The following is a 22,743-nucleotide window of genomic DNA, read 5'->3' as shown; positions in this document are numbered from 1 at the left end:
TTGTTTTTAAACGACTTGAGTAGTTCGTTAGGCTGCAAATTGTCGCAACAAAACCTAACCAATGAGTCAGCTTTACGGATTGGTGCGTTTTTTCGAACATTGAAAACATTATTTGTTTTTTTTGTATACAAAGGCATAATCGCGCCGTGACTTCCTGACCCAGCGGTCAAGTATTGGAGGAAGTGCACCACTCACGCCATCCGCCTCAGTTAGTCCGGAGCCAACTCCAGGCTCTGGGTGAACAAAACAAAAGAGATGAGGAGTACCACGCTGTGGAAAGCATCAAACAACAAGAACAAGGAACGTACGCCGCAACACCGCCCGCCAACGGTCTGCTTGAACGTCTATTCAAGCTCAGCCTTCACGGCACCACCGTGAAGACCGAACTGGCTGCCGGACTGACCACCTTCATCACCATGGCCTACATCATTTTCGTCAACCCGAACATCATGGCCGATGCCGGGATCGATCATGGCGCAGCCTTCGTTGCCACCTGCCTTGCCGCAGCCTTCGGTTGCCTCCTCATGGGCCTCTATGCCAACTGGCCGGTAGGCCTCGCCCCGGGCATGGGCCTGAACGCCTTCTTCACCTACACCGTCGTCAACACCATGGGCTACAGCTGGCAAATCGCCCTCGGGGCGGTGTTCCTCTCCGGCGTGCTGTTCATGATCCTGACCTTCTCGCGCATTCGTGAATGGCTGCTGAACAGCATTCCGAGCAGCCTGCGATTTGCCATGGGCGCGGGTGTCGGCCTGTTCCTCGGGCTGATCGGCCTGAAGACTGCCGGCATCGTCGTCGCCCATCCGGCGACCCTGGTGCACATCGGCGACCTGACCTCCCCCGGTCCGCTGCTGGCCGCCATCTGCTTCCTGATGATCGCCGTACTGGAGTACCGCCGCGTGTTCGGCGGCATCCTGATCAGCATCCTCACCGTTACCCTGATCGGTGTTGGCCTGGGCATCGTCAAGTTCGGCGGCGTGTTCTCCATGCCCCCGAGCCTGGCCCCGACCTTCATGGCCATGGACATCACCGGCGCGTTCAATGTGACCATGGTGAGCGTGATCCTCGCCTTCCTCTTCGTACACATGTTCGACACCGCCGGCACCCTGATGGGTGTGGCCCAACGTGCCAACCTGGTGCAGGAAGACGGGCGCATCGAGAACCTCTCCCGGGCCATGAAGGCGGACAGTGCCTCCAGCGTGTTCGGTGGCGTGCTCGGTGTGCCGCCGGTGACCAGCTACGTGGAAAGTGCCGCAGGCGTGGCCGCTGGTGGCCGCACCGGCCTGACCGCCGTGACAGTGGGCATCCTGTTCGTCGCCGCCATGTTCTTCGCGCCCCTGGCCGGCATGATCCCCGCCTACGCCACCGCGGGTGCCCTGATCTACGTTGCGATGCTGATGATGGGCGGCATGGCCCACATCGACTGGAAGGAACACACCGAGACCATCCCGGCCATCGTCACTGTGATCATGATGCCGCTGACCTTCTCGGTCGCCGACGGCATCGCCCTGGGCTTCGTGACCTACGTGGCAATGAAGGCCTTCACCGGCAAGTACAAGGATGTGTCGGTGAGCCTGTATGCGCTGTGCGCCATCTTCGTGGCCAAGTTCATCTTCCTGTAATCACAGGCACCGCTTCACCAGGCCCTGTCGCTCTGCGCCAGGGCCTTTTCATTTGTATAGAGAAGGCGCAGTCATGTGCCAGCTACCCTACTCGCTCCCCCCCGATACTTCCCGTAGGAGCGAGCTCTGCTCGCGAACAGTTCGAGCGCGAGCCGTGTATGACGAGCGCGCTCCTGCAGGGCAATCGATAGCGCGACCAAAGGGGACTCATGCAGCGCCATCCCGGAGTGCTGGCTTCCAGAGCTCGACGCGGGACCGCCGCGTTGTCTGACGGCGACGGAGCGAAGCGATTTACGACCACTGGCCAACAACATGCCAGTTGCCGCCTAGACTCTTCCCTGATCCGACATTCGCCCATGCACCTACGCAGCCCCCTTCGGGGCTGGCTCACCGCTTCTGTCTTGTCGTTTATTGCTCCCTTGCGCATCTCCCCGTGATGCGCTTAAGCCCGGCCTTGTGCCGGGCTTTTTTTTACGCCGCAGTTTCTTGCAGGCATAAAAAAGGCCCGCAGTGTGAACGGGCCGTAAAGACTCCAGTGAGTCGAGGGTAACGAGAAAGGTGAACTAGCTACCGCGGTAGGTGGAGTAGCTATAGGGGGAGATCAGCAGCGGGACGTGGTAGTGATCCTGCTCGGAGGAAATGCCGAAGCGCAGGACGACCACATCCAGGAAAGCCGGCTCGGCCAGCTTCACGCCACGGGCGCGGTAATAGTCGCCAGCGTGAAAATGGATCTGGTAGACGCCGCTCTGGTAATCGGCACCCTGCAGCAGGGGCGCGTCGCAGCGGCCATCATCGTTGGTAGTGGTAGTGGCAACCAGCTCCAGGCCTGCGCTCTCGACGCGGTAGAGCTCGATCTTGATGTCACGGCCAGGGCAGCCGTGGGCGGCATCCAGTACATGCGTGGTCAAACGTCCCATTGCTCGCTGGGCGTCCACCGGGCCGTTGCTCTGGCCGCGATCGGAACGCCACACCTCCTCTGTTTGTTCATATAGGTGCGTGGTCAGGGGCCTAGGCCCCTGTACGGTGCGCAGAATAACATGCGCCCCACAGAATGTAAGACATAAATCAAAAAAATTGTACACAATAATAACATCAAATTCGGATCAACCATTGCCGATCCGCGCTAGCAGGGGATTTTCATGTAGCCACCGTCCTCCGGGCCTTTGCTCCTCGACACCTGACCATATGGGCAGGTTTCTTGCTACCACCCCGGTTGACGAATTCAGCGAATTTTTGATTTACAAAACGCATGACAGTTTGTATACAATCACCCCATCCACGGTCGCGCACCATTTTCCCGGGCTGTCGCTGATCGATTCAACAGACGAGAAGGAAGACTGCAGTGAGCGCTGAGTACCCACGCGACCTGATCGGTTACGGCAACAACCCACCCCATCCGCACTGGCCTGGCGAAGCCCGCATCGCCCTGTCCTTCGTTCTCAACTACGAAGAAGGCGGTGAGCGCAACGTGCTCCATGGCGACAAGGAATCCGAAGCCTTCCTGTCCGAAATGGTGGCAGCCCAACCGTTGCAGGGCGTGCGCAACATGAGCATGGAATCCCTCTACGAGTACGGCAGCCGCGCTGGCGTCTGGCGCCTGCTTAACCTGTTCAAGAAACACGACATCCCGCTGACCATCTTCGCCGTGGCGATGGCTGCCCAGCGTCATCCGGATGTGATCCGCGCCATGGTCGAGGCCGGCCACGAGATCTGCAGCCACGGCTATCGCTGGATCGACTACCAGTACATGGACGAGGCCCAGGAGCGCGAGCACATGCTCGAGGCCATCCGCATTCTCACCGAACTGACCGGTGAACGCCCGGTAGGCTGGTACACCGGCCGCACTGGCCCGAACACCCGTCGCCTGGTGATGGAGGAAGGCGGCTTCCTCTACGACTCCGACACCTACGACGACGACCTGCCCTACTGGGACGCCGCCAGCACCGCGGAAAAACCGCACCTGGTCATTCCCTACACCCTGGACACCAACGACATGCGATTCACCCAGGTGCAGGGTTTCAACAAGGGCGATGACTTCTTCGAATACCTCAAGGATGCCTTCGACGTGCTCTACGCAGAAGGTGCCGCCGGCGCGCCGAAGATGCTGTCCATCGGCATGCACTGCCGCCTGCTGGGCCGTCCGGCGCGCCTCGCGTCCCTGGCACGCTTCATCGACTACGTGAAAGGCTTCGATCAAGTCTGGTTCGCCCGCCGCGCCGACATCGCACGCCACTGGCACGCCACCCACCCTTTCAAAGAGCAAGCGAAATGAGCCGCTTCCAGACCCTGACTCCATCCAGCCTGTCCCGCGATGCCTTCGTAGAAGCCTTCGCCGACATCTATGAGCACTCGCCCTGGGTCGCCGAGAAAGCCTTCGACCTCGGCCGGGACGACCGCATCAACGAAATCGATGGCCTGCACCAGCGCATGGCCGACCTGTTGCTCAGTGCCAGCCATGAAGCCCAGCTGGCGCTGATCAACGCTCACCCGGACCTGGCCGGCAAGGCAGCGGTCCGAGGCGAGCTGACCGAAGCCAGCACCAGCGAACAGGCCGGTGCCGGAATCCACGAATGCACGGCTGAAGAGTTCGCACGCTTCACCGAGCTGAACGACGCCTACAAGGCCAAGTTCGGGTTTCCTTTCATCATGGCGGTGAAAGGCAGCAATCGGCACCAGATCCTGGCGGCCTTCGAGGAGCGAATCCACAACTCTCCCGAAGCCGAATTCTCCAGGGCGCTGGCCGAGATCAACAAGATCGCGCTGTTCCGCCTGCAGCAAATGTAAGCCGCAGTCGCACCGCCCCTATTCAAGACCGGGCAGGCCACGGCCCGCCCATCGGCTCTCCGCCGCAGAGGAGAGCCAGGGGGGAGGATGGAATCACTACCTCCCCTACCGGCCCCTCCCTCTCGGGGGATGGGAACCAGCAACGAACAAGTAGAACAGCCATGCGAACCCTGAAGATCGAGCCCCTGACCAAAGAAGCCTTCGCCCCGTTCGGAGATGTGATCGAAACCGATGGCAGCGAGTACTTCATGATCAACAACGGCTCCACCCGCCGTTATCACAAGCTGGCGACGGTCGAAACCGCCCAGCCGGAAGACAAGGCAATCATCAGCATCTTCAGTGCCGAATCCCTTGAGATGCCTCTGCGCATCCGCATGCTGGAACGACATCCGCAGGGCAGCCAGGCCTTCATTCCGCTGCTCGGCAACTCCTTTCTGGTCGTGGTCGCGCCACTTGGCGATGTACCTGTACCGGGTTTGGTCCGTGCCTTCCTCTCCAATGGCAGGCAGGGCGTTAATTACCATCGCGGCGTCTGGCACCACCCGGTGCTGACGATCGAAAAGCGGGATGACTTCCTGGTGGTTGATCGCAGCGGTTCTGGCAACAACTGCGATGAGCATTTCTTCACTGAGGACGAGCAGCTCCTCCTCGACCCCCACCACTAATAAGAGAAGCCCAATGATCGGCGTGCTGGTCAGCGGGAAAAGAGGTAAACACTGTGGAAGCACATTTGACCGAATGGCTGAACCTGAGCATTCGCTGGGTTCACATGATCACCGGTATCGCCTGGATCGGCGCATCCTTCTATTTCGTCTGGCTGGAGAACAACCTGAATCGCGCCAATCCGCGCGACGGTCTGTCGGGTGACCTCTGGGCCATCCACGGTGGCGGCATCTACCACCTGGAGAAATACAAGCTCGCTCCGCCGAAAATGCCGGACAACCTGCACTGGTTCAAATGGGAAGCCTATTTCACCTGGTTGTCGGGCGTCGCCCTGCTGACCGTGGTGTTCTATATGAACCCGACCCTGTACCTGATCGCACCCGGCGTGGACATCGCCCCGGCTGCCGCCGTCGCCATCGGCATCGGCTCGCTGATCGCTGGCTGGTTCATCTACGACTTCCTCTGCGACTCGCCGCTGGGCAAGACCCCTGCCCTGCTCGGCCTCGTCCTGTTCCTACTGGTGATCGGCGCTGCCTGGGGCTTCACCCATGTGTTCAGCGGCCGTGGTTCCTACATCCATGTCGGCGCCCTGATCGGCACCATCATGGTCGGCAACGTGTTCCGCATCATCATGCCGGCACAGCGCGCCCTGGTTAAGGCCATCGAAGAAAACCGCACCCCGGACCCGGTCCTGCCGGCCAAGGGCCTGTTGCGTTCGCGCCACAACAACTACTTCACCCTGCCGGTGCTGTTCATCATGATCAGCAACCACTTCCCGAGCACCTACGGCAGCCAGTACAACTGGCTGATCCTGGCCGGGATCGCGGTGATCGCGGTACTGGTGCGCCACTACTTCAACACCCGCCACGACAGCAACAAGTTCGCCTGGACCCTGCCGGCCGGTGCCCTGGGCATGATCTGCCTGGCGTTCGTCACCGCGCCGAACTACAAGGCCGCCGAACCGAGCCTGGCTGTTGAGCCGGCTCATCAGGAACAAGCCGCTCCCACCACCAGCACCGCCGCCGCTCCTGCACAACCGGCTGAAAAACCGGCCCAGGCCAGCACTACCGGCAATGACTTCGGCAAGGTCCACAGCGTGATCCAGGAACGTTGCGCCGTCTGCCACTCCGCCAAGCCCAGCAGCCCGATGTTCACCTCGGCGCCGGGCGGCGTGATGCTCGACACCCCGCAACAGATCCAGATGCTCGCACCGAAGATCCAGGCTCAGGCAGTCGCCAGCCAGATCATGCCGCTGGGCAACATCACTCAGATGACCCAGGAAGAGCGTGACTTGATCGGCCGCTGGATCGCCCAGGGCGCCAAGACCAACTGAGCAACGGCGAGGCTCCTGATAACCCGGGACCTCGCGCACGACCACGGCGGGTGATGTCCCAAGCTTTACCCGCTTTCAAGCCTGCCCCCAGGCGGGCTTTTTTTCTTCCTCGCAGTACCCGCACGACCCCGGCCGGGAGTCACCCTCCCGGCTTGCAACATGAATACCCCGGCAGGCCGCCCCCACGAGGCGCGGCATTGCCAAGCGACTTACAAGAACAAAAGCGCCCGAGGTGTTGCATGACCACTCCGACAGAGCGAGAAATCGCCCTTTCGCCCGCTGACCAGCGCCTGCCCCTGATGCAATTGCTGCTTGTCGGCTTCCAGCATGTCCTGCTTATGTACGGTGGCGCCGTTGCCGTGCCCCTGATCGTCGGCCAGGCCGCCGGTCTCTCCCGTGAAGAAATCGCCTTCCTGATCAACGCCGACCTGCTGGTCGCCGGTATCGCCACCATCGTCCAGTCCATCGGCATCGGCCCGGTCGGTATCCGCATGCCGGTGATGATGGGCGCCAGCTTCGCTGCCGTCGGCAGCATGGTGGTGATGGCCGGAATGCCCGGCGTCGGTATCCAGGGGATTTTCGGTGCCACCATCGCTGCGGGTTTCTTCGGCCTGCTGCTCGCCCCCTTCATGTCACGCATCGTGCGTTTCTTTCCGCCCCTGGTGACCGGCACCGTGATCACCTCCATCGGCCTCACGCTCTTCCCGGTAGCAGTCAACTGGGCCGGCGGCGGTAACGCGGCAACCCATTTCGGTGCCCTGGAATACCTCTCCATCGCCGCTCTGGTGCTGGGGACGATCCTGCTGGTAAACCGTTTCCTCAAGGGCTTCTGGGTCAATGTCTCGGTACTGATCGGCATGGCCCTGGGTTATGCCCTTGCCGGCGCCTGCGGGATGGTCGACCTGAACGGGCTGGAGGAAACGCCCTGGTTCCAGCTCGTGGAACCCATGCACTTCGGCATGCCGAAGTTCGAGCTGGCCTCAGTGCTGTCGATGTGTCTGGTGGTGGTGATCATCTTCGTCGAGTCCACCGGCATGTTCCTGGCCCTGGGCAAGATCACCGGTCGCGAAGTCTGTCCCAATGCCCTGCGCCGTGGCCTGATGTGCGACGCCGGCGCCTCCTTCCTGGCGGGCTTCTTCAACACCTTCACCCATTCTTCGTTCGCCCAGAACATCGGCCTGGTGCAGATGACGGGTGTACGCAGTCGCTACGTGACGGTCGCCGCCGGTGCCTTCCTGATCGGCCTCAGCCTGCTGCCGAAAGCCGCCTTCCTGGTCGCATCGATCCCGCCTGCGGTACTGGGTGGTGCCGGTCTGGCGATGTTCGGCATGGTGGCCGCTACCGGCATCAAGATCCTTCACGAGGCGGACATCAGCGACCGGAGAAACCAACTGCTCGTCGCGGTGAGCATGGGCATGGGCATGGCACCGGTGGTACGCCCCGAGCTCTTCGCCCAACTTCCCCACTGGATGGAGCCCATCACGCACAGCGGCATCGCCATGGCCACTGTCAGTGCCCTCACCCTGAACCTGCTGTTCAACATCCTGGGTGAAAAGGAACGTAGCCGGCACTGCGCTGCGCACTGAATTTGCTCCCATCCGGCTGTCCCCATGAGGTGCAGCCGGAACTCCAAAGCCCGCCTACCCGGCGGGCTCTTTTAACCCTAACCCCGGTGACGGCCGCGTTCGCGCGCTGCCGTTAAGGACAGGTCTTTTCCGCTTTCAGCTCAACAACAAAAAGAAGGAGTACCCGAATGCGTCGTTACACCAGCCTGGCGCTTGGCGCCGCCTTGTTGGCCACTGGCCAGACCGGCTTCGCCGCCGAGGACGGCAAGATCTTCGAATGGATGAACAACAGCGTTGGTTTCCGCTATGGCCAGCAGTTCACCAACCCGAACAACCCGAACAAGTTCGCCAAACGCATCTACAGCTTTACCCACGCCGATGGTTACAAATACGGCAGCAACTTCTTCAACCTGGATGTGTTTCTCTCCGACAGCCGCGACCCGCGCAAAGGCACTGATCATGGCGGCAGTGAGGTCTACGCGGTTTATCGTCACCAGCTATACGCTTCACGGGTGTTCGACCAGCCGCTGGGCACGGGTCTGATCAAGGACTACGCCTTCACCTTCGGCTTCGACGCCAACCGCAACAACAACCTGGCCTCGGCCAATAAGCGAGCCCTGGTGTTCGGCCCGACGCTCAAGTTCAACGGCGCCGCCGTTCTCGACCTGAGCCTGATGTACTACCGCGAGAAGAACCACTCGGGCATCCCCAGCGCCAAGCATCCTGACCACACTTTCGACGCCACCTACATGGTCAACCTGACCTGGCTCAAGCCTTTCCAGCTCGGCGACCACGACGCCAAGTTCCAGGGATTCGTCAACTACGTCGGCGAAAAGGGCGAAGACTACTTCGACAAGGACACGGCCCCGGAGACCCTTATGCGTACCTCGCTCATGGTCGCCGCGATGCCCGGCGCCAAGCGCAAGCCGAACCTGTGGCTGGGTGTCGGCTACGAGTATTGGCACAACAAGTTCGGCGTCGACGGTGGGCGTGGCAGCCGCACCTCGACGCCGACGGTGAATCTGGAATTCACCTTCTGAACCGAGTCTCGCCGTAAGGCGTTCAATCCCCTTTGCGACCCGGAGGGAGGCCAGTCGCCGTGAGGGCCAGTTGATTCGCGACGGGCTGTACAGCGGCTCCCGGTCCGTTACACCGGGAAATCCGCAGACCCGCATCGCGATCGATCCGGCTCCCACACTGCTGCGAAAGGCTTGTGCCATGGATTGGCTCTCCTCCCCTTTCAACCGCGGGGATGGCGCATTGCGCCTCCCCCGGTCTTTTTCCCGGTGAATCAGAAGTGCGCCTTGACCAGCAGGCTGGCGGTGTTCTGGTCGGTGCCATCGAGGATGACGTCACCCAGGAAGCTGTCGTTGTCGATACCGTACTTGTCCTTCCAGTAGTCGTACTCGAAACCGACGTACAGCTGCTTCTCACCCCAGCCCATGGCCTTGCCCAGGTCGTATTTCACCTGCGGATTGAAGTGCAGGTTCGCGTGGTAAGTGCCGCGGCTGTTTTCGTCGTTGTCCACGACCCAGTCCATGAAACCGTCGATCAGGATGTCGGAGTTGCCCACCGGAATGGTGTAGCTCCAGACCGGAGTGATCTGCCAGACGTTGTCGCCGGGACGGCTGCCATCGGTGGTGCGGTTGTAGAAGTTGACCTGGAAGTAATCGAAGCCGGGAATGGCGAGGTCGAAGCCTGGGCCGATCAGGTAGGACTCGACATCGCCTTCGCCGAACTCGTAGGTCATGGCGAGCAGTACGTCGGTTACAGGACCGAACTGGATCTTCTGATCGAAGATCTTGCCAAGGGAAAGGCGCGGCTGGAATTCGCCGTAGTAGGTGTTGTCACCCACCTGCGCATCCTTTTCGCCGTTGTAGAAGATCTTGTCCACGAAGAAGAAGTTATCGCCGTACTTCCAGCCATCCGCGTGCTCGAAGGTGACGGTTTGCTGGATTTCCGGATTGACCTTGAAGTTCTGACCGTAGAGGTAGGTCAGGCTGTTGTTCTGCCAGAACAGAAGGTCACCGGCGATAGCCTGGCCGCCCCCGAGCAGGCCGGTCGAGAGGGCGAGGCAGTGCGGCAGATACTTGGCATTCATGGTTTTTCCCTTGTTTTAGTGGGTTTCAGGTTTTTCCGCCCCGCACCCACCCGTAGCCCGCCCCGGTTTCCGGGCAGGCTGCAGGCAGGTTCGGGATTGGAGGGAGTTGCGCGCGCCGTGCGTCAGCCGATCAGGCCGAGGCGGTATTGGCGGGCGATGCCGGACGGGCTGTCTTCAGCGTTGCGCTGTTTGGCTACGTCCAGGGAGTTCCGTCTGGCCTCGGCAATCGAGGACAGGAGTGCGAGTTCGTCTACGCCCGCATACGTGGGCGACTGGCCGACGCCGAACAGGCTGCCAAGGTCAGCTGCCAGGGCACTGATAGCGGACGGATGCGCAAGCAAAGGGTGTGGACTTGAAAAACGGGATCGCCACGCCTGCGGCTGGCGGTCGGGACCGCATCTGAGGTTGTAGCGAACCTCGCGGAGGTCGAATGAACTCATGGGTAAAGCCTGCCTATTGTTTTTGTCGGTCGTGGGCTTACAGGGTGGCGGTGAGCCCCCTCATGCAGTTGCTTCATCAGGAAAAGCTGATCTGGCGGTCAGGTTTTCCGAATTATATACACTCTGTGAACATCTCAAACAACAGTTTCTTTCAGAATTGTGTACAAAATTTCAGGCGATCTTCGCGCAGAAGACACGGAGCGCCTCTGGAATGGTGCTTCCGGTTCGGAAGGCGTCAGGGGTTTCCCTTCTCTTTCTGGCGCTTCAGGAAATCGATCTTCCACTGCTCCATCCCGAGGTATTCGGAGTCCAGGTTGGCTTCCACCTGATAGCGGGCCTTGAGTGCATCCACTTCCTGGCGGTGCTCTGCGAGAAAGCGATCGAAGCGTGCGATCAGTTCCGGGTACTTGAGACTGGAGAGATTGAACGTGCCGCGGGTATGGGGAAGTTTCGGGTCGAACACCAATGCCCCGGGTCGGGCACGTATGTTGTCCAGGTAGTAGGTGGCCACCACCACGTTGTAATAGGCACCGTCAGCTTCCTGCTTCATGGCCTGCTTGATCATCTGCCCCAGGTCCGTACTGCGAACCACCTGGGTCTGCCCCGCGCCTATGCGGTCCTGATAGGTCCAGGGCGTCCAGCCGTCCACCACCGCCAGCCTGGCCAGATGGTCCACACCCTGCCCCTGGCGTTTGGGCGCAACCAGAACACCGTCCACGTACTCCACCACTGGCTGGCTGTAGCTGATGCTCTTGCCGTTCTTCAGATCGCCCGCCCAGTTGGGGTTGTCGGGGTACTTCAGATCGATGCTGCCATTGAGCAAATGCTTGGTGAGTTGATTGACCGGCAGCGCCTGATACTGGATATCCAGCCCGGCACTGCGCGCGAACAGATCCAGCAAGTCGCGGGCAAAGCCCTGGTACTCACCCTGGTCGCTGACCCAGTAGTGGGGTTGGAAGGACTGCTGCTCGACCCCGATCACGTAGGTCTGCGCCAGGGCGCCATTCGCGGACAGAAGGCCGGCAGCCAGCCAGCCGAAAACCCGAGGTTTCATGACCTCCTCCTTGTTTTCCATTGCGCGGGAAAGACAGGAGCGGGATGGCCCGCTCCCGGTTGTGGGTTACTCGCCGAGCACCAGTTGGCGCGCCAGTTCGTTGTGGCGCTCCAATACGCGCGGCAGGTCCACGGTCACCACCTGGCCATCACGCACGACCACCTTGCCGTTGATCACACTGGTGGACACATGGGTCGGGGTGCAGAACACGAGCGCCGCCAGCGGATCGTGGAGCGCGCCTGCATAGGCGATGTGATTGAGGTCGAAGGCGACGAAGTCGGCCGCCATGCCCGGCGCCAGGGCACCGATGTCATCTCGGTTGAGCACTTTCGCGCCACCCAGGGTGGCGATTTCCAGGGCCTCGCGCGCAGTCATGGCGTCCGGACCGAAACCGACCCGCTGCAGCAGCAGGGCCTGACGTACCTCGCCGATCATGCTGGCACCGTCGTTGGAGGCGGAACCGTCCACACCCAGACCAACCGGCACGCCGGCATCACGCATACGGCGCACCGGGGCGATACCGGAGGCCAGGCGCATGTTCGAGCAGGGGCAGTGGGCAACGCCGGTACCGGTCCGCGCGAACAACTCGATGCCGTGTTCGTCCAGCTGCACGCAGTGGGCGTGCCAAACGTCGTGACCAACCCAGCCCAGATCCTCGGCGTACTCGGCCGGAGTCATACCGAACTTCTCGCGGCTGTAGGCGATGTCGTTGACGTTCTCGGCCAGGTGGGTGTGCAGCGAGACACCGTAGTGGCGTGCCAGCACGGCGGCTTCACGCATCAGGTCGCGGCTCACGGAGAATGGCGAGCACGGCGCCACCACGACCCGCAACATCGAGCCGTGGGAGGCGTCGTGGTAATCCTCGATCAGGCGTTGGGACTCCTTGAGGATGTCCGCTTCCTTCTCCACCACGGAGTCCGGCGGCAAACCGCCCTGGCTGCGACCGACGCTCATGCTGCCGCGAGCCGCGTGGAAGCGCATGCCGATCTCCCCGGCGGCGTGGATGCTGTCATCCAGCTTGCAGCCGTTGGGGTAGATATAGAGATGGTCGCTGGAGGTGGTGCAGCCGGAAAGAATCAGCTCGGCCATGGCGGTCTGGGTAGAAACGCCGATCATTTCCGGGGTCAGTCGCGCCCAGATCGGATAGAGGTTGGTCAGCCAGTTGAACAGCTCGCCATCCTGAGCTGCCGGTACCACACGAGTCAGGCTCTGGTACATGTGGTGGTGCGTGTTGACCAGGCCGGGAATGACGATCTTGCCCTTCATATCCAGCACTTCGTCGGCGGACTGCGGCAGTTCGCTGCTCGGCCCGACCTGCACGATGCGGTTGTCCTCGATGAACATCCCGCCCTGCCGGATTTCCCGGCGCTGGCCATCCATGGTCACCAGCAGGTCGGCGTTCTTGATCAAGAGTGTCTTTGCCATTCGGCTCTCCTTGTAGGGTGCGCCATGCGCACCGTTATACGGACAGAGGGGTTTCGGTGCGCACGGCGCACCCTACGCGCGGCGTACATAAAGCTTGGAGCTTGGGAAAGGGTTCCGGTCAGCCGCCGGTCATGCTCATGAAGCGAACGACTTGCACTTGCTCGGCGGCGTCGAAGTGATGCCGTTCGGGCTTGAGCCTGAGGGCATCGATCAGCGCCACACGCAGCCTTTCCCGGTCTCCGGGATGGCGACGGATCAGTGCCTTGAGGTCCAGGGCGCCTTCGTGCCCCAGGCAAAGCACCAGCTTGCCTTCGGCTGTAACGCGCACACGGTTGCAGTCGCCGCAGAAGTTGCGGCTATGGGGCGAAATGAAACCGACCTGGGTTTCAGTGCCGATTACCTGGTAGTAGCGCGACGGGCCGCCGGTGCGATAGCTGCTGGGCAGCAACTGGAAGCGCTCGCCAACGCGCTCACGCACTTCTTCCGAGGTGCACAGGGTGACCTTGCGCTCGTGGCTGGAGATGCTGCCCAGGGGCATCTCCTCGATGAAACTGATGTCCAGCCCATGCTCGACCGCGAAGGCGACGAGGTCCTGTACCTCATCATCGTTGCGGCCTTTTTGCACCACCGTGTTCAGCTTGATCCGGCGAAAGCCCGCCTTGCGCGCCGCTTCAATCCCTGCCAACACCTGGTCGAGGCGGTCACGCCGGGTAAAAGCGGCAAAGCGCTCGCGCTGCAGGGAGTCGAGGCTGATATTCAGACGGGTGACACCGCTTCGACGAAGGTCGGCGGCCATGTGTGCGAGCTGGGAGCCATTGCTGGTGATGGCCAGGTCTTCCAGTTCCTCGCGGGCACCGAGCCGCGCCAGAAGAGATGTCAGCCCCTTGCGCACCAGCGGCTCGCCGCCAGTGATTCGGATGCGTTTCACACCGAGGCCGATGAAGGCATCGGCGACCGCATAGAGCTCTTCGAGGCTGAGAATCTGCGCGCGGGGAGCGAAGACCATGTCCTCGCTCATGCAGTAGGTGCACCGGAAGTCGCATCGGTCAGTGACCGAGAGGCGCAGATAGGAAATTCGACGCCCGAAGGGGTCGAGCAAGTGGTTGTCTTGCATGGGTGAAGTCTGCCGCAACACGCACCGGACAGGGTACCGATGACATGGACGGATGCAGAATGGAAACAGAATCAAGTTATTTTGTATACAGGAAATTCATCCAGTGGCTCGCTTGAGAGCCCTTTGATGCCGGTGATACCATGCGCGACCTCTCTCCGACCGGCCTTCCTGGCGCTTCGGTGAGCCAATAAAGGAGCCGATGTGAGTAGCATTCGCGAGCGCAACAGAGACCTCATCCTGCGCGCGGCCAGCGAGGAATTCGCCGATAAAGGGTTCGCCGCCACCAAGACGAGCGACATCGCGGCCAAGGCCGGCCTGCCCAAGCCCAACGTCTACTACTACTTCAAGTCGAAAGAGAACCTCTACCGCGAAGTTCTCGAGAGCATCGTCGAGCCGCTCCTGCAGGCGTCCGCGCCCTTCAACCAGGCCGGCCATCCACACGAAGTACTCACGGCCTACATCCGCTCGAAGATCCGCATCTCCCGCGACCTGCCCTACGCATCCAAGGTGTTTGCCAGCGAAATCATGCATGGCGCGCCGCACCTCTCGCCGGAACAGACCGAGCAGCTCAACCTGCAGGCCAAGCACAACATCGATTGCATCCAGGGTTGGATCGACCAAGGCCTGATGGCCAAGGTCGACCCCCACCACTTGCTGTTCAGCATCTGGGCCGCAACCCAGACCTACGCTGACTTCGACTGGCAGATTTCCACCGTCACCGGTAAATCCAGCCTCAGCGACGCCGACTACGACGCCGCCGCGGAAACCATCATCCGCCTGGTGATAAAGGGCTGCGAAGTGGAAGAGAAGGTTCAGGCGAAGAGCGCCTGATACCGACACCACCGGAACCCTGTAGGGGCGAATTCATTCGCCAAGGGCTGCGCAGCGGCCCCCTACCCCTCTCCGCTCCACACCGATAATCCGGATATGGCAGTCCTTCTGACTGCTTGGCGAATGAATTCGCCCCCACAAAAAGCATTTCGCCCCCACAGGACAGGTACCGGTTGGCACCAACCCTGTGAGGGCGAACTCATTCACCGAGGGCTGCGCCGCAGCCCCCTGCTGACGGTCAGGCCGCGCCGGCGTCCGCCTTCAGGCCGGCCGATTCCACGGCACTGACTGCGCATTGCTCGTCGATATCCGACGTATCGCCGCTGATGCCAATGGCGCCGATCACGGTCCCTTGGCCGTCGCGAATCAGTACACCGCCCGGCGCAGGAACCAGATTGCCATCGGCCAGGTTGTTCACCGCACCAATGAAGGCCGGGCGCTGCTGAGCGTCCGCAGCGATCAGGCGCGAGCCCTTGCCCAGGGCCACAGCACCCCAGGCCTTGCCGATGGCGATCTGCGGGCGAAGCATGCTGGCGCCGTCCTGGCGCTGCAGGGTGATCAGGTGGCCGCCAGCATCCAGCACGGCAATCGTCAGCGGCGCGGTGCGCAGCTCCCGACCAACGGCCAGGGCGTGATTGGAAATGCTCACAGCGGTTTCCAGGGTCAGGGTGGTCATTTTCAAGCGTTCCTCGTGAGTGGTTGAACCTTGTGCGGCGTCGTCCGGGCCAGGGTTGGCGCACTCCTGTATCCACGCGGGCATTCTCCAGCCCGTCCTGCGACGCATCCGAAAGCTGTATCTCACTATCCCACCGAACACAAAAAAATCAATAGATAGATACAATCATTACATTTTTTGTATACAGTATTTCCATCAGCGTTCTGACTATGGCTGGAGACGCCCATGAAACGGGCGTTTTAAAAGAGTCGTCGCCCTGCGACCTTTAGCCTCACAAATGGCCTTGACCCTTCAGTCAGACGATGAATAGAATCGAGCCACGTCGCTTGTATACAATTTTCACAAGAAAGAGGCACAAAACATGGCCAAAATGAGAGCAATCGAGGCTGCCGTCCTGGTGATGCGTCGCGAAGGCATCGACACCGCGTTCGGCATCCCCGGCGCCGCCATCAACCCGCTGTACGCAGCCCTGAACAAGATCGGCGGCATTGACCATGTACTGGCCCGTCACGTCGAAGGCGCCTCGCACATGGCTGAGGGTTACACCCGCACCAACGCGGGTAATATCGGCGTCTGCATCGGCACTTCCGGCCCTGCCGGCACCGACATGGTCACCGGTCTGTACTCGGCATCCGCCGACTCCATCCCGATCCTCTGCATCACCGGCCAGGCTCCGCGTGCCCGTCTGCACAAGGAAGACTTCCAGGCCGTCGATATCACCAGCATCGTCAAGCCGGTCACCAAGTGGGCAACCACCGTTCTGGAGCCGGGCCAGGTTCCCTATGCGTTCCAGAAGGCCTTCTACGAGATGCGCAGCGGCCGTCCGGGCCCGGTGCTGATCGACCTGCCGTTCGACGTGCAGATGGCCGAGATCGAATTCGACATCGACGCCTATCAGCCGCTGCAGGTGCTGAAGCCGTCCGCCAGCCGCATCCAGGCCGAGAAGGCCCTGGCCATGCTGAACGACGCTGACCGTCCACTGCTCGTAGCGGGTGGCGGCATCATCAATGCCGACGCCTCTGCCAAGCTGGTCGAGTTCGCCGAACTGACCGGCGTACCGGTCATCCCGACCCTGATGGGCTGGGGCACCATCCCTGATGACCACCCGCTGATGGCTGGCATGTGTGGTCTGCAGACCTCGCACCGTTACGGCAACGCCACCGTGCTGGAATCCGACCTGGTGTTCGGCATCGGCAACCGTTGGGCCAACCGCCACACCGGTTCCGTCGACGTCTACACCCAGGGCCGCCGCTTCATCCACGTGGACATCGAACCTACCCAGATCGGCCGCGTGTTCACCCCGGACCTCGGCATCGTTTCCGACGCGGGCTCCGCACTCGACGCATTCCTGGAAGTCGCCCGCGAGTGGAAAGCCGCTGGCAAGCTGAAGGACCGCAGCGCCTGGGTCGAATCCTGCCGTGAGCGCAAGCGCACCATGCAGCGCAAGACCCACTTCGACAACGTGCCGGTCAAGCCGCAGCGCGTGTACGAAGAGATGAACGAGTTCTTCGGCAAGGACACCTGCTACGTCAGCACCATCGGCCTGTCGCAGATCGCCGGTGCCCAGTTCCTGCACGTCTACAAGCCGCGCCACTGGATCAACTGTGGCCAGGCGGGCCCGCTGGGCTGGACCGTTCCGGCCGCCCTAGGCGTGGTCAAGGCCGACCCGACCCGCCCGGTCGTGGCGCTGTCCGGCGACTATGACTTCCAGTTCATGATCGAAGAGCTGGCCGTGGGTGCGCAGTTCAACCTGCCCTACATCCACGTACTGGTGAACAACTCCTACCTGGGCCTGATCCGTCAGGCGCAACGCGGCTTCGAGATCGACTTCTGCGTGCAGCTGTCCTTCGAGAACGTCAACGCTCCGGAACTCAACGGCTACGGCGTGGACCACGTCGCAGTGGTCGAGGGTCTGGGCTGCAAGGCGATTCGCGTGTTCGACGCCAACGATTTGCAGGCAGCCTTCGCCAAGGCCAAGCAACTGATGGAAGAGTTCCGCGTGCCGGTCGTGGTCGAGGTCATCCTGGAGCGTGTCACCAACATCTCCATGGGTACCGAGATCAACGCCATCAACGAGTTCGAGGAGCTGGCCCAGTCTGGCGCCGACGCTCCGACCGCCATCTCGCTGCTGGATTGATTGCCGTCTTCCCCTCTCCTATTCGTGGTGGGAGAGGGGCTTTCACCTCCCCTCCTCCCGTCCACGGGAGAGGGGAACCAGAAGGAGACATTCATGCCCCGTTTTGCCGCCAACCTGTCCATGCTGTTCACCGAAGTGGACTTCCTGGATCGTTTCGCCGCTGCCGCCGAAGCCGGCTTCAGCGGTGTCGAATACCTCTTCCCCTACGACTTCCCGGTAGAGGAAATCCGCGCACGTCTGGACGCCAACAAGCTGGAACAGGTGCTGTTCAACCTGCCCGCCGGTGATTGGGGCAAAGGCGAGCGTGGCATCGCCTGCCACCCTGACCGCGTGGAAGAGTTCCGCGCTGGCGTGGACAGGGCCATCGCTTACGCCAAGGTACTGGGCAATACCCAGATCAACTGCCTGGCCGGCATCCGTCCGCAGGGTTACGACTGCGCGACCGTCGAGAACACCTTCGTTGAAAACCTCAAGTTCGCCGCGGAGAAGCTCCAGGCAGCCGGCATCAAGCTGGTGATGGAAGCCATCAACACTCGCGACATCCCCGGCTTCTACCTGAACAACACCAAGCAGGCGCTGACCATTCGCGAGAAGGTCGGCAGCGCCAACCTGTTCCTGCAGTACGACATCTACCACATGCAGATCATGGAAGGAGACCTGGCGCGTACCGTCGAGTCCAACCTCGCCGCGATCAACCATGTGCAGCTTGCCGACAACCCTGGCCGCAACGAGCCGGGCACCGGCGAGATCAACTACCGCTTCCTCTTCGCGCACCTGGACCGCATCGGCTACCAGGGCTGGATCGGCTGTGAATACAAGCCGGCCACCACCACCGCTGCCGGCCTGGGCTGGCTGAAAACCCATAACGCCATCTAAAAAAGAGGTAATCCACATGGCCAAGATCGGATTCATCGGCACCGGCATCATGGGCAAGCCCATGGCTCAGAACCTGCAGAAAGCCGGCCACACCCTGTTCTTCTCCGAGCACTTCGACAAGGCTCCGGCCGACCTGCTGGGTGACAACGGCGTCGCCCTGGCCAACCCGAAAGAGGTTGCCCAGGAAGCCGAATTCATCATCGTCATGGTGCCGGACACCCCCCAGGTCGACGACGTCCTGTTCCGTAAGGACGGCGTGGCTGAAGGCGTTGGCGCCGGCAAGGTCGTGATCGACATGAGCTCCATCTCCCCCACCGCCACCAAGGTCTTCGCCGAGAAAATCAAGGCGACTGGCGCCGCTTACCTGGACGCCCCGGTATCCGGCGGTGAGGTAGGTGCCAAGGCCGCGACCCTGAGCATCATGGTCGGTGGCTGCCCGAATGCCTTCGAACGCGCCCTGCCGCTGTTCCAGGCCATGGGCAAGAACATCACCCGCGTGGGTGGCAACGGTGACGGCCAGACCGCCAAGGTGGCCAACCAGATCATCGTTGCCCTGAACATCCAGGCCGTAGCCGAAGCCCTGCTGTTCGCCGCCAAAAATGGCGCCGATCCGGCCAAGGTACGTGAAGCCCTGATGGGTGGCTTCGCTGGCTCCAAGATCCTGGAAGTCCACGGCGAGCGCATGATCAAGGGTACCTTCGATCCGGGCTTCCGCATCAGCCTGCACCAGAAGGACCTGAACCTGGCACTGTCCGGCGCCCGCGAACTGGGCCTGAACCTGCCGAACACCGCCAATGCCCAGCAAGTGTTCAGCACCTGCGCGGCCCTTGGTGGTAGCAACTGGGACCACTCCGGCCTGATCAAGGGCCTGGAGCACATGTCCAACTTCTCGATTCGCGAGGAGTGATGTTTCGTAGGACGGGTTGAGCGTCAGCGCTGCCCATCGAGCCGGCAGCTCCCGCGATGGCCAGCGCCCGCTTTCCCCGTCCTACGACCCCCTTTCGACCCTCCTGGTCCGCGGTGACACGGCGCCAACGACCAGGAAGGTCGATTCCAGTCCCGAACCGCTGCGTGCGGCGGTTCGGGACTGTAATCGGCCTGAAGGCCAGGTATGCAGATGCCTGGCAGACAGACTACAAAGGACCTGTTCAAGATCGAGCGAGCTAGAGAAGAACAAGGCGAGAATGGCTGGAGACGCGGAGTTTACGAGCCGTAAATGAGCAGTCCGGAGTCATCTCTCAACGCAGTTATTCCGACGCGCAGCCGATCTTGAGCAAGTTCCAACAAGAATCCAGCGCCACGGAGCCTGCCATGTCCCTCGATCCCAAAGCCTTCCTGCGCGACCTGTTCGCCACTGCCATCGCCGCCGCACATCCACGCCAGGTCCTGGCCGACCACCTGCCCGCCGACCGTTCCAGCCGCGTAATCGTCATCGGCGCCGGCAAGGCAGCCGCGGCCATGGCAGAGGTTATCGAGCAGGAATGGCGGGGTGAAATCTCCGGCCTGGTGGTAACCCGCTACGGCCATGGCGCGAACTGCAAGAAGATCGAAGTGGTCGAAGCCGCCCACCCAGTACCTGACGCCGCCGGCCTGGAAACCGCCAAGCGTGTGCTCGAACTGGTGAGCAACCTCAACGAATCCGACCGGGTGATCTTCCTGCTCTCCGGCGGCGGTTCCTCGCTGCTCGCCCTGCCCGCCGAGGGCCTGACCCTCAAGGACAAGCAGGCCATCAACAAAGCCCTGCTGAGGTCCGGCGCCTCCATCTCCGAGATGAACTGCGTGCGCAAACACCTCTCGGCGATCAAGGGGGGCCGCCTGGCGAAGGCTTGCTGGCCGGCAACCGTCTATACCTATGCGATTTCCGACGTACCGGGCGACGAGGCCACCGTGATCGCCTCCGGCCCCACCGTAGCCGACCCGACCACTTCAGCCGAAGCCCTGGCGATCCTCGCCCGCTATGAAATCGACGTACCACGCCACGTGCACGCCTGGCTGCAGGACCCGCGCTCGGAAACCGTCAAACCGGGTGATCCCTGCCTGTCCCGCAGTCACTTCCAGTTGATCGCTACCCCCCAGCAGTCCCTCGATGCCGCCGCCGAGAAAGTCCGCGCCGCCGGCCTCACCCCGCTGATCCTCGGCGATCTGGAAGGCGAATCCCGCGAAGTCGCCAAGGTGCATGCCGGCATCGCCCGCCAGGTCGTACTGCATGGCCAGCCGATCAAGCCGCCGTGCGTGATCCTCTCTGGCGGCGAAACGACTGTGACCGTACGCGGCAGTGGCCGGGGCGGGCGTAACGCCGAGTTCCTGCTGAGCCTGACCAATGCCCTGAAGGGCCTGCCGGGCGTCTACGCCCTGGCCGGCGACACCGACGGCATAGACGGTTCCGAAGACAATGCCGGCGCCATCATGACTCCCTGCAGCTACGCCCGCGCCGCCAGGCAGGATCTGTCCGCCAGCGACGAACTGGACAACAACAACGGATACGGGTATTTCGCCGCACTCGGTGACCTCATCGTCACTGAACCGACCCGTACCAACGTGAACGACTTCCGCGCCATCCTGATTCTCGAGAGCCCTGAAAATGACGCCTGACAAGAAAGTAAAAATCCTCGCCACCCTCGGTCCGGCGATCAAAGGCATCGACGACATCCGCCAACTGGTGGAAGCCGGCGTCAACCTGTTCCGCCTGAACTTCAGCCACGGCGAGCACGCCGATCACGCCCAGCGCTATCAGTGGGTGCGTGAGGTCGAGCGCCAACTGAACTACCCGATCGGCATCCTGATGGACCTGCAAGGCCCGAAACTGCGCGTCGGCCGCTTCGCCGACGGCAAGGTCAACCTTGAGCGTGGTCAGGCCTTCCGCCTGGATCTGGACAGCACTCCCGGCGACGCTCGCCGAGTCAACCTGCCTCATCCGGAGATCATCGAAGCCCTGGAGCCCGGCATGAACCTGCTGCTGGACGACGGTCGCCTGCGCCTGCAAGTGACCGCCAGTCACGCCGATGCAGTGGAAACCACTGTGATCGCCGGTGGCGAACTGTCCGATCGCAAGGGCGTCAACGTGCCGGAAGCAGTGCTGCAGCTCTCGCCGCTGACCGCCAAGGACCGTCGCGACCTGGACTTCGGTCTGGACCTGGGTGTGGACTGGGTCGCCCTGTCCTTCGTACAGCGCCCTGAAGACATCATCGAAGCTCGTGAGCTGATCAAGGGCCGCGCCTTCCTCATGGCCAAGATCGAGAAGCCCTCGGCCGTCGTGCATCTGGAAGAGATCGCGCGCCTCTGTGACGCCATCATGGTCGCCCGTGGTGACCTGGGCGTCGAAGTGCCGGCAGAGAATGTGCCGCGCATTCAGAAAGACATCATCCGCACCTGCCGCCAACTGGGCCGTCCGGTTGTAGTCGCCACCCAGATGCTGGAATCCATGCGCTTCTCCCCTGCCCCGACCCGCGCCGAGGTGACCGACGTCGCCAACGCCGTGGCCGAGGGCACCGACGCTGTGATGCTGTCCGCTGAAACCGCTTCCGGCGACTACCCGCTGGAGACCGTGCAGATGATGAGCAAGATCATTCGCCAGGTGGAGAACGGCCCGGACTTCCAGAACCAGCTCGATGTCAGCCGCCCGCAGGCCGAAGCTACCGCGTCCGACGCCATCAGCTGCGCCATCCGCCGAATCAGCAGCATCCTGCCGGTAGTCGCACTGGTGAACTACACCGAGTCCGGCAGTTCCAGCCTGCGCGCTTCCCGCGAGCGGCCCAAGGCGCCGATCCTCAGCCTGACGCCGAATCTCCATACCGCACGTCGCCTGACCGTGGCCTGGGGTATCTACTCGGTCGTCAACGAACGCCTGCACAAGGTCGAAGAAGTCACCAGCACTGCACTGGAGATTGCCCAGGCCCAAGGCATGGCCAAGCGTGGCGATACCGTGGTGATCACCGCGGGCGTGCCTTTCGGCCAGCCGGGCAGCACCAACAGTCTGCGGATCGAGACCTTGAATTGATGTGAAACATCCGGAGCGACGGTTTCCGAAGAGAACCCGCGCTCCACGCACCGGCTTCGATGCCGGGCGATAACAGAAATCCCATCTGGCTACCGCCAGTTAATCGGCGCCCTCTACCGGGGCGC

At 61.9% G+C, this 22,743-nt stretch carries 20 protein-coding genes; 13 read left to right on the top strand and 7 right to left on the bottom strand.

All coding sequences use genetic code 11. The features are described from left to right. The first annotated feature begins 272 nt into the window (after nucleotides 1–272). Nucleotides 273–1,622 (top strand): NCS2 family permease, encoded by a 1,350-nt coding sequence (locus SA496_RS07200; RefSeq protein WP_120651854.1) that lies wholly within the window; start codon nucleotides 273–275, stop codon nucleotides 1,620–1,622. 563 nt (nucleotides 1,623–2,185) lie between these two features. Here SA496_RS07200 and uraH read toward each other — a convergent pair. Further along, nucleotides 2,186–2,539 (bottom strand): hydroxyisourate hydrolase, encoded by a 354-nt coding sequence (uraH, locus tag SA496_RS07195; protein ID WP_120655236.1) that lies wholly within the window; start codon nucleotides 2,537–2,539, stop codon nucleotides 2,186–2,188. A 425-nt stretch (nucleotides 2,540–2,964) separates the two neighbouring features. Here uraH and puuE point away from each other — a divergent pair, with 425 nt between their 5' ends. The 6 genes from puuE (at nucleotide 2,965) to SA496_RS07165 (ending at nucleotide 9,007) form a co-directional block, all read left to right on the top strand. Beyond that, on the top strand, nucleotides 2,965–3,894 hold the full coding sequence (puuE, locus tag SA496_RS07190; RefSeq protein ID WP_280357722.1) for an allantoinase PuuE: 930 nt from the start codon (nucleotides 2,965–2,967) through the stop codon (nucleotides 3,892–3,894). Continuing rightward, nucleotides 3,891–4,406 carry a 2-oxo-4-hydroxy-4-carboxy-5-ureidoimidazoline decarboxylase gene (gene uraD, locus SA496_RS07185; RefSeq protein WP_120651856.1) on the top strand — a complete coding sequence of 172 codons (516 nt, stop codon included), beginning with the start codon at nucleotides 3,891–3,893 and terminating at the stop codon, nucleotides 4,404–4,406. Before puuE ends, uraD begins: the two co-directional genes overlap by 4 nt. A 161-nt stretch (nucleotides 4,407–4,567) precedes the next feature. Then, the gene (locus SA496_RS07180) at nucleotides 4,568–5,071 is read left to right on the top strand and encodes an ureidoglycolate lyase (RefSeq protein ID WP_120651857.1); all 504 of its coding nucleotides are present in this window, start codon (nucleotides 4,568–4,570) and stop codon (nucleotides 5,069–5,071) included. Nucleotides 5,072–5,124: 53 nt separating this feature from the next. Beyond that, the gene (locus SA496_RS07175) at nucleotides 5,125–6,402 is read left to right on the top strand and encodes a urate hydroxylase PuuD (RefSeq protein ID WP_120651858.1); all 1,278 of its coding nucleotides are present in this window, start codon (nucleotides 5,125–5,127) and stop codon (nucleotides 6,400–6,402) included. A 239-nt stretch (nucleotides 6,403–6,641) separates the two neighbouring features. Beyond that, on the top strand, nucleotides 6,642–7,988 hold the full coding sequence (locus SA496_RS07170) for a nucleobase:cation symporter-2 family protein (RefSeq protein WP_120651859.1): 1,347 nt from the start codon (nucleotides 6,642–6,644) through the stop codon (nucleotides 7,986–7,988). Between the two features lie 167 nt (nucleotides 7,989–8,155). Next, nucleotides 8,156–9,007 carry a nucleoside-binding protein gene (locus SA496_RS07165; protein WP_330115207.1) on the top strand — a complete coding sequence of 284 codons (852 nt, stop codon included), beginning with the start codon at nucleotides 8,156–8,158 and terminating at the stop codon, nucleotides 9,005–9,007. A gap of 251 nt (nucleotides 9,008–9,258) precedes the next feature. Here the strand turns inward: SA496_RS07165 and SA496_RS07160 are convergent, their stop codons facing one another. The 5 genes from SA496_RS07160 to moaA form a co-directional block, all read right to left on the bottom strand. Next, nucleotides 9,259–10,068, bottom strand: a complete 810-nt coding sequence (locus tag SA496_RS07160; protein ID WP_120651861.1) for an outer membrane protein OmpK — start codon at nucleotides 10,066–10,068, stop codon at nucleotides 9,259–9,261. Between the two features lie 122 nt (nucleotides 10,069–10,190). Continuing rightward, nucleotides 10,191–10,508, bottom strand: coding sequence for a hypothetical protein (locus SA496_RS07155; RefSeq protein ID WP_153917087.1), 318 nt, complete (start codon nucleotides 10,506–10,508; stop codon nucleotides 10,191–10,193). 235 nt (nucleotides 10,509–10,743) lie between these two features. Next, complete coding sequence (locus SA496_RS07150; protein WP_153917089.1) at nucleotides 10,744–11,562, bottom strand: substrate-binding periplasmic protein; 819 nt, start codon at nucleotides 11,560–11,562, stop codon at nucleotides 10,744–10,746. 66 nt (nucleotides 11,563–11,628) lie between these two features. Beyond that, on the bottom strand, nucleotides 11,629–12,987 hold the full coding sequence (locus tag SA496_RS07145) for an 8-oxoguanine deaminase (protein WP_120651864.1): 1,359 nt from the start codon (nucleotides 12,985–12,987) through the stop codon (nucleotides 11,629–11,631). Between the two features lie 118 nt (nucleotides 12,988–13,105). Next, complete coding sequence (gene moaA, locus SA496_RS07140) at nucleotides 13,106–14,101, bottom strand: GTP 3',8-cyclase MoaA (protein WP_120651865.1); 996 nt, start codon at nucleotides 14,099–14,101, stop codon at nucleotides 13,106–13,108. Between the two features lie 201 nt (nucleotides 14,102–14,302). Between moaA and SA496_RS07135 the strand changes: the two genes are divergently transcribed. Continuing rightward, nucleotides 14,303–14,932: a TetR/AcrR family transcriptional regulator gene (locus SA496_RS07135; protein WP_120651866.1), complete on the top strand. Its 630-nt coding sequence runs from the start codon at nucleotides 14,303–14,305 to the stop codon at nucleotides 14,930–14,932. A gap of 238 nt (nucleotides 14,933–15,170) precedes the next feature. On the opposite strand, the gene SA496_RS07130 is transcribed toward SA496_RS07135, so the two are convergent. Next, nucleotides 15,171–15,608, bottom strand: a complete 438-nt coding sequence (locus tag SA496_RS07130) for a GlcG/HbpS family heme-binding protein (RefSeq protein ID WP_120651867.1) — start codon at nucleotides 15,606–15,608, stop codon at nucleotides 15,171–15,173. 361 nt (nucleotides 15,609–15,969) lie between these two features. On the opposite strand from SA496_RS07130, the gene gcl reads away from it, so the two are divergent. From gcl to pyk, 5 genes are all read left to right on the top strand, one after another. Continuing rightward, nucleotides 15,970–17,745, top strand: a complete 1,776-nt coding sequence (gene gcl / locus SA496_RS07125) for a glyoxylate carboligase (RefSeq protein ID WP_120651868.1) — start codon at nucleotides 15,970–15,972, stop codon at nucleotides 17,743–17,745. A gap of 93 nt (nucleotides 17,746–17,838) precedes the next feature. Further along, a complete protein-coding gene (hyi, locus tag SA496_RS07120) occupies nucleotides 17,839–18,621 on the top strand; it encodes a hydroxypyruvate isomerase (protein ID WP_330115206.1) in 783 nt (260 codons plus the stop codon). 16 nt (nucleotides 18,622–18,637) lie between these two features. Then, nucleotides 18,638–19,528 (top strand): 2-hydroxy-3-oxopropionate reductase, encoded by an 891-nt coding sequence (locus SA496_RS07115; protein WP_120651870.1) that lies wholly within the window; start codon nucleotides 18,638–18,640, stop codon nucleotides 19,526–19,528. Nucleotides 19,529–19,932: 404 nt separating this feature from the next. Next, nucleotides 19,933–21,213 (top strand): glycerate kinase type-2 family protein, encoded by a 1,281-nt coding sequence (locus SA496_RS07110; RefSeq protein WP_153917095.1) that lies wholly within the window; start codon nucleotides 19,933–19,935, stop codon nucleotides 21,211–21,213. Next, nucleotides 21,203–22,618: a pyruvate kinase gene (pyk, locus tag SA496_RS07105; RefSeq protein ID WP_153917097.1), complete on the top strand. Its 1,416-nt coding sequence runs from the start codon at nucleotides 21,203–21,205 to the stop codon at nucleotides 22,616–22,618. The genes SA496_RS07110 and pyk overlap by 11 nt, the downstream gene beginning before the upstream one ends. Nucleotides 22,619–22,743: the final 125 nt, after the last annotated feature.

This window comes from Pseudomonas sp. JS3066 (genome assembly GCF_036328175.1).
Classification (GTDB): domain Bacteria; phylum Pseudomonadota; class Gammaproteobacteria; order Pseudomonadales; family Pseudomonadaceae; genus Metapseudomonas.
Note: the sequence above shows the minus strand (reverse complement) of the source record. Positions and strands in the feature narration are given on the sequence as shown.

Bases quoted from the DNA above. Each gene is read 5' to 3' on its own strand.
- uraH (WP_120655236.1), bottom strand. From the start codon at position 2,539: ATGGGACGTTTGACCACGCATGTACTGGATGCCGCCCACGGCTGCCCT.
- uraD (WP_120651856.1), top strand. From the start codon at position 3,891: ATGAGCCGCTTCCAGACCCTGACTCCATCCAGCCTGTCCCGCGATGCC.
- SA496_RS07180 (WP_120651857.1), top strand. From the start codon at position 4,568: ATGCGAACCCTGAAGATCGAGCCCCTGACCAAAGAAGCCTTCGCCCCG.
- SA496_RS07170 (WP_120651859.1), top strand. From the start codon at position 6,642: ATGACCACTCCGACAGAGCGAGAAATCGCCCTTTCGCCCGCTGACCAG.
- SA496_RS07165 (WP_330115207.1), top strand. From the start codon at position 8,156: ATGCGTCGTTACACCAGCCTGGCGCTTGGCGCCGCCTTGTTGGCCACT.
- SA496_RS07160 (WP_120651861.1), bottom strand. From the start codon at position 10,068: ATGAATGCCAAGTATCTGCCGCACTGCCTCGCCCTCTCGACCGGCCTG.
- SA496_RS07155 (WP_153917087.1), bottom strand. From the start codon at position 10,508: ATGAGTTCATTCGACCTCCGCGAGGTTCGCTACAACCTCAGATGCGGT.
- SA496_RS07150 (WP_153917089.1), bottom strand. From the start codon at position 11,562: ATGAAACCTCGGGTTTTCGGCTGGCTGGCTGCCGGCCTTCTGTCCGCG.
- SA496_RS07145 (WP_120651864.1), bottom strand. From the start codon at position 12,987: ATGGCAAAGACACTCTTGATCAAGAACGCCGACCTGCTGGTGACCATG.
- moaA (WP_120651865.1), bottom strand. From the start codon at position 14,101: ATGCAAGACAACCACTTGCTCGACCCCTTCGGGCGTCGAATTTCCTAT.
- SA496_RS07130 (WP_120651867.1), bottom strand. From the start codon at position 15,608: ATGACCACCCTGACCCTGGAAACCGCTGTGAGCATTTCCAATCACGCC.
- gcl (WP_120651868.1), top strand. From the start codon at position 15,970: ATGGCCAAAATGAGAGCAATCGAGGCTGCCGTCCTGGTGATGCGTCGC.
- hyi (WP_330115206.1), top strand. From the start codon at position 17,839: ATGCCCCGTTTTGCCGCCAACCTGTCCATGCTGTTCACCGAAGTGGAC.
- SA496_RS07115 (WP_120651870.1), top strand. From the start codon at position 18,638: ATGGCCAAGATCGGATTCATCGGCACCGGCATCATGGGCAAGCCCATG.
- SA496_RS07110 (WP_153917095.1), top strand. From the start codon at position 19,933: ATGTCCCTCGATCCCAAAGCCTTCCTGCGCGACCTGTTCGCCACTGCC.
- pyk (WP_153917097.1), top strand. From the start codon at position 21,203: ATGACGCCTGACAAGAAAGTAAAAATCCTCGCCACCCTCGGTCCGGCG.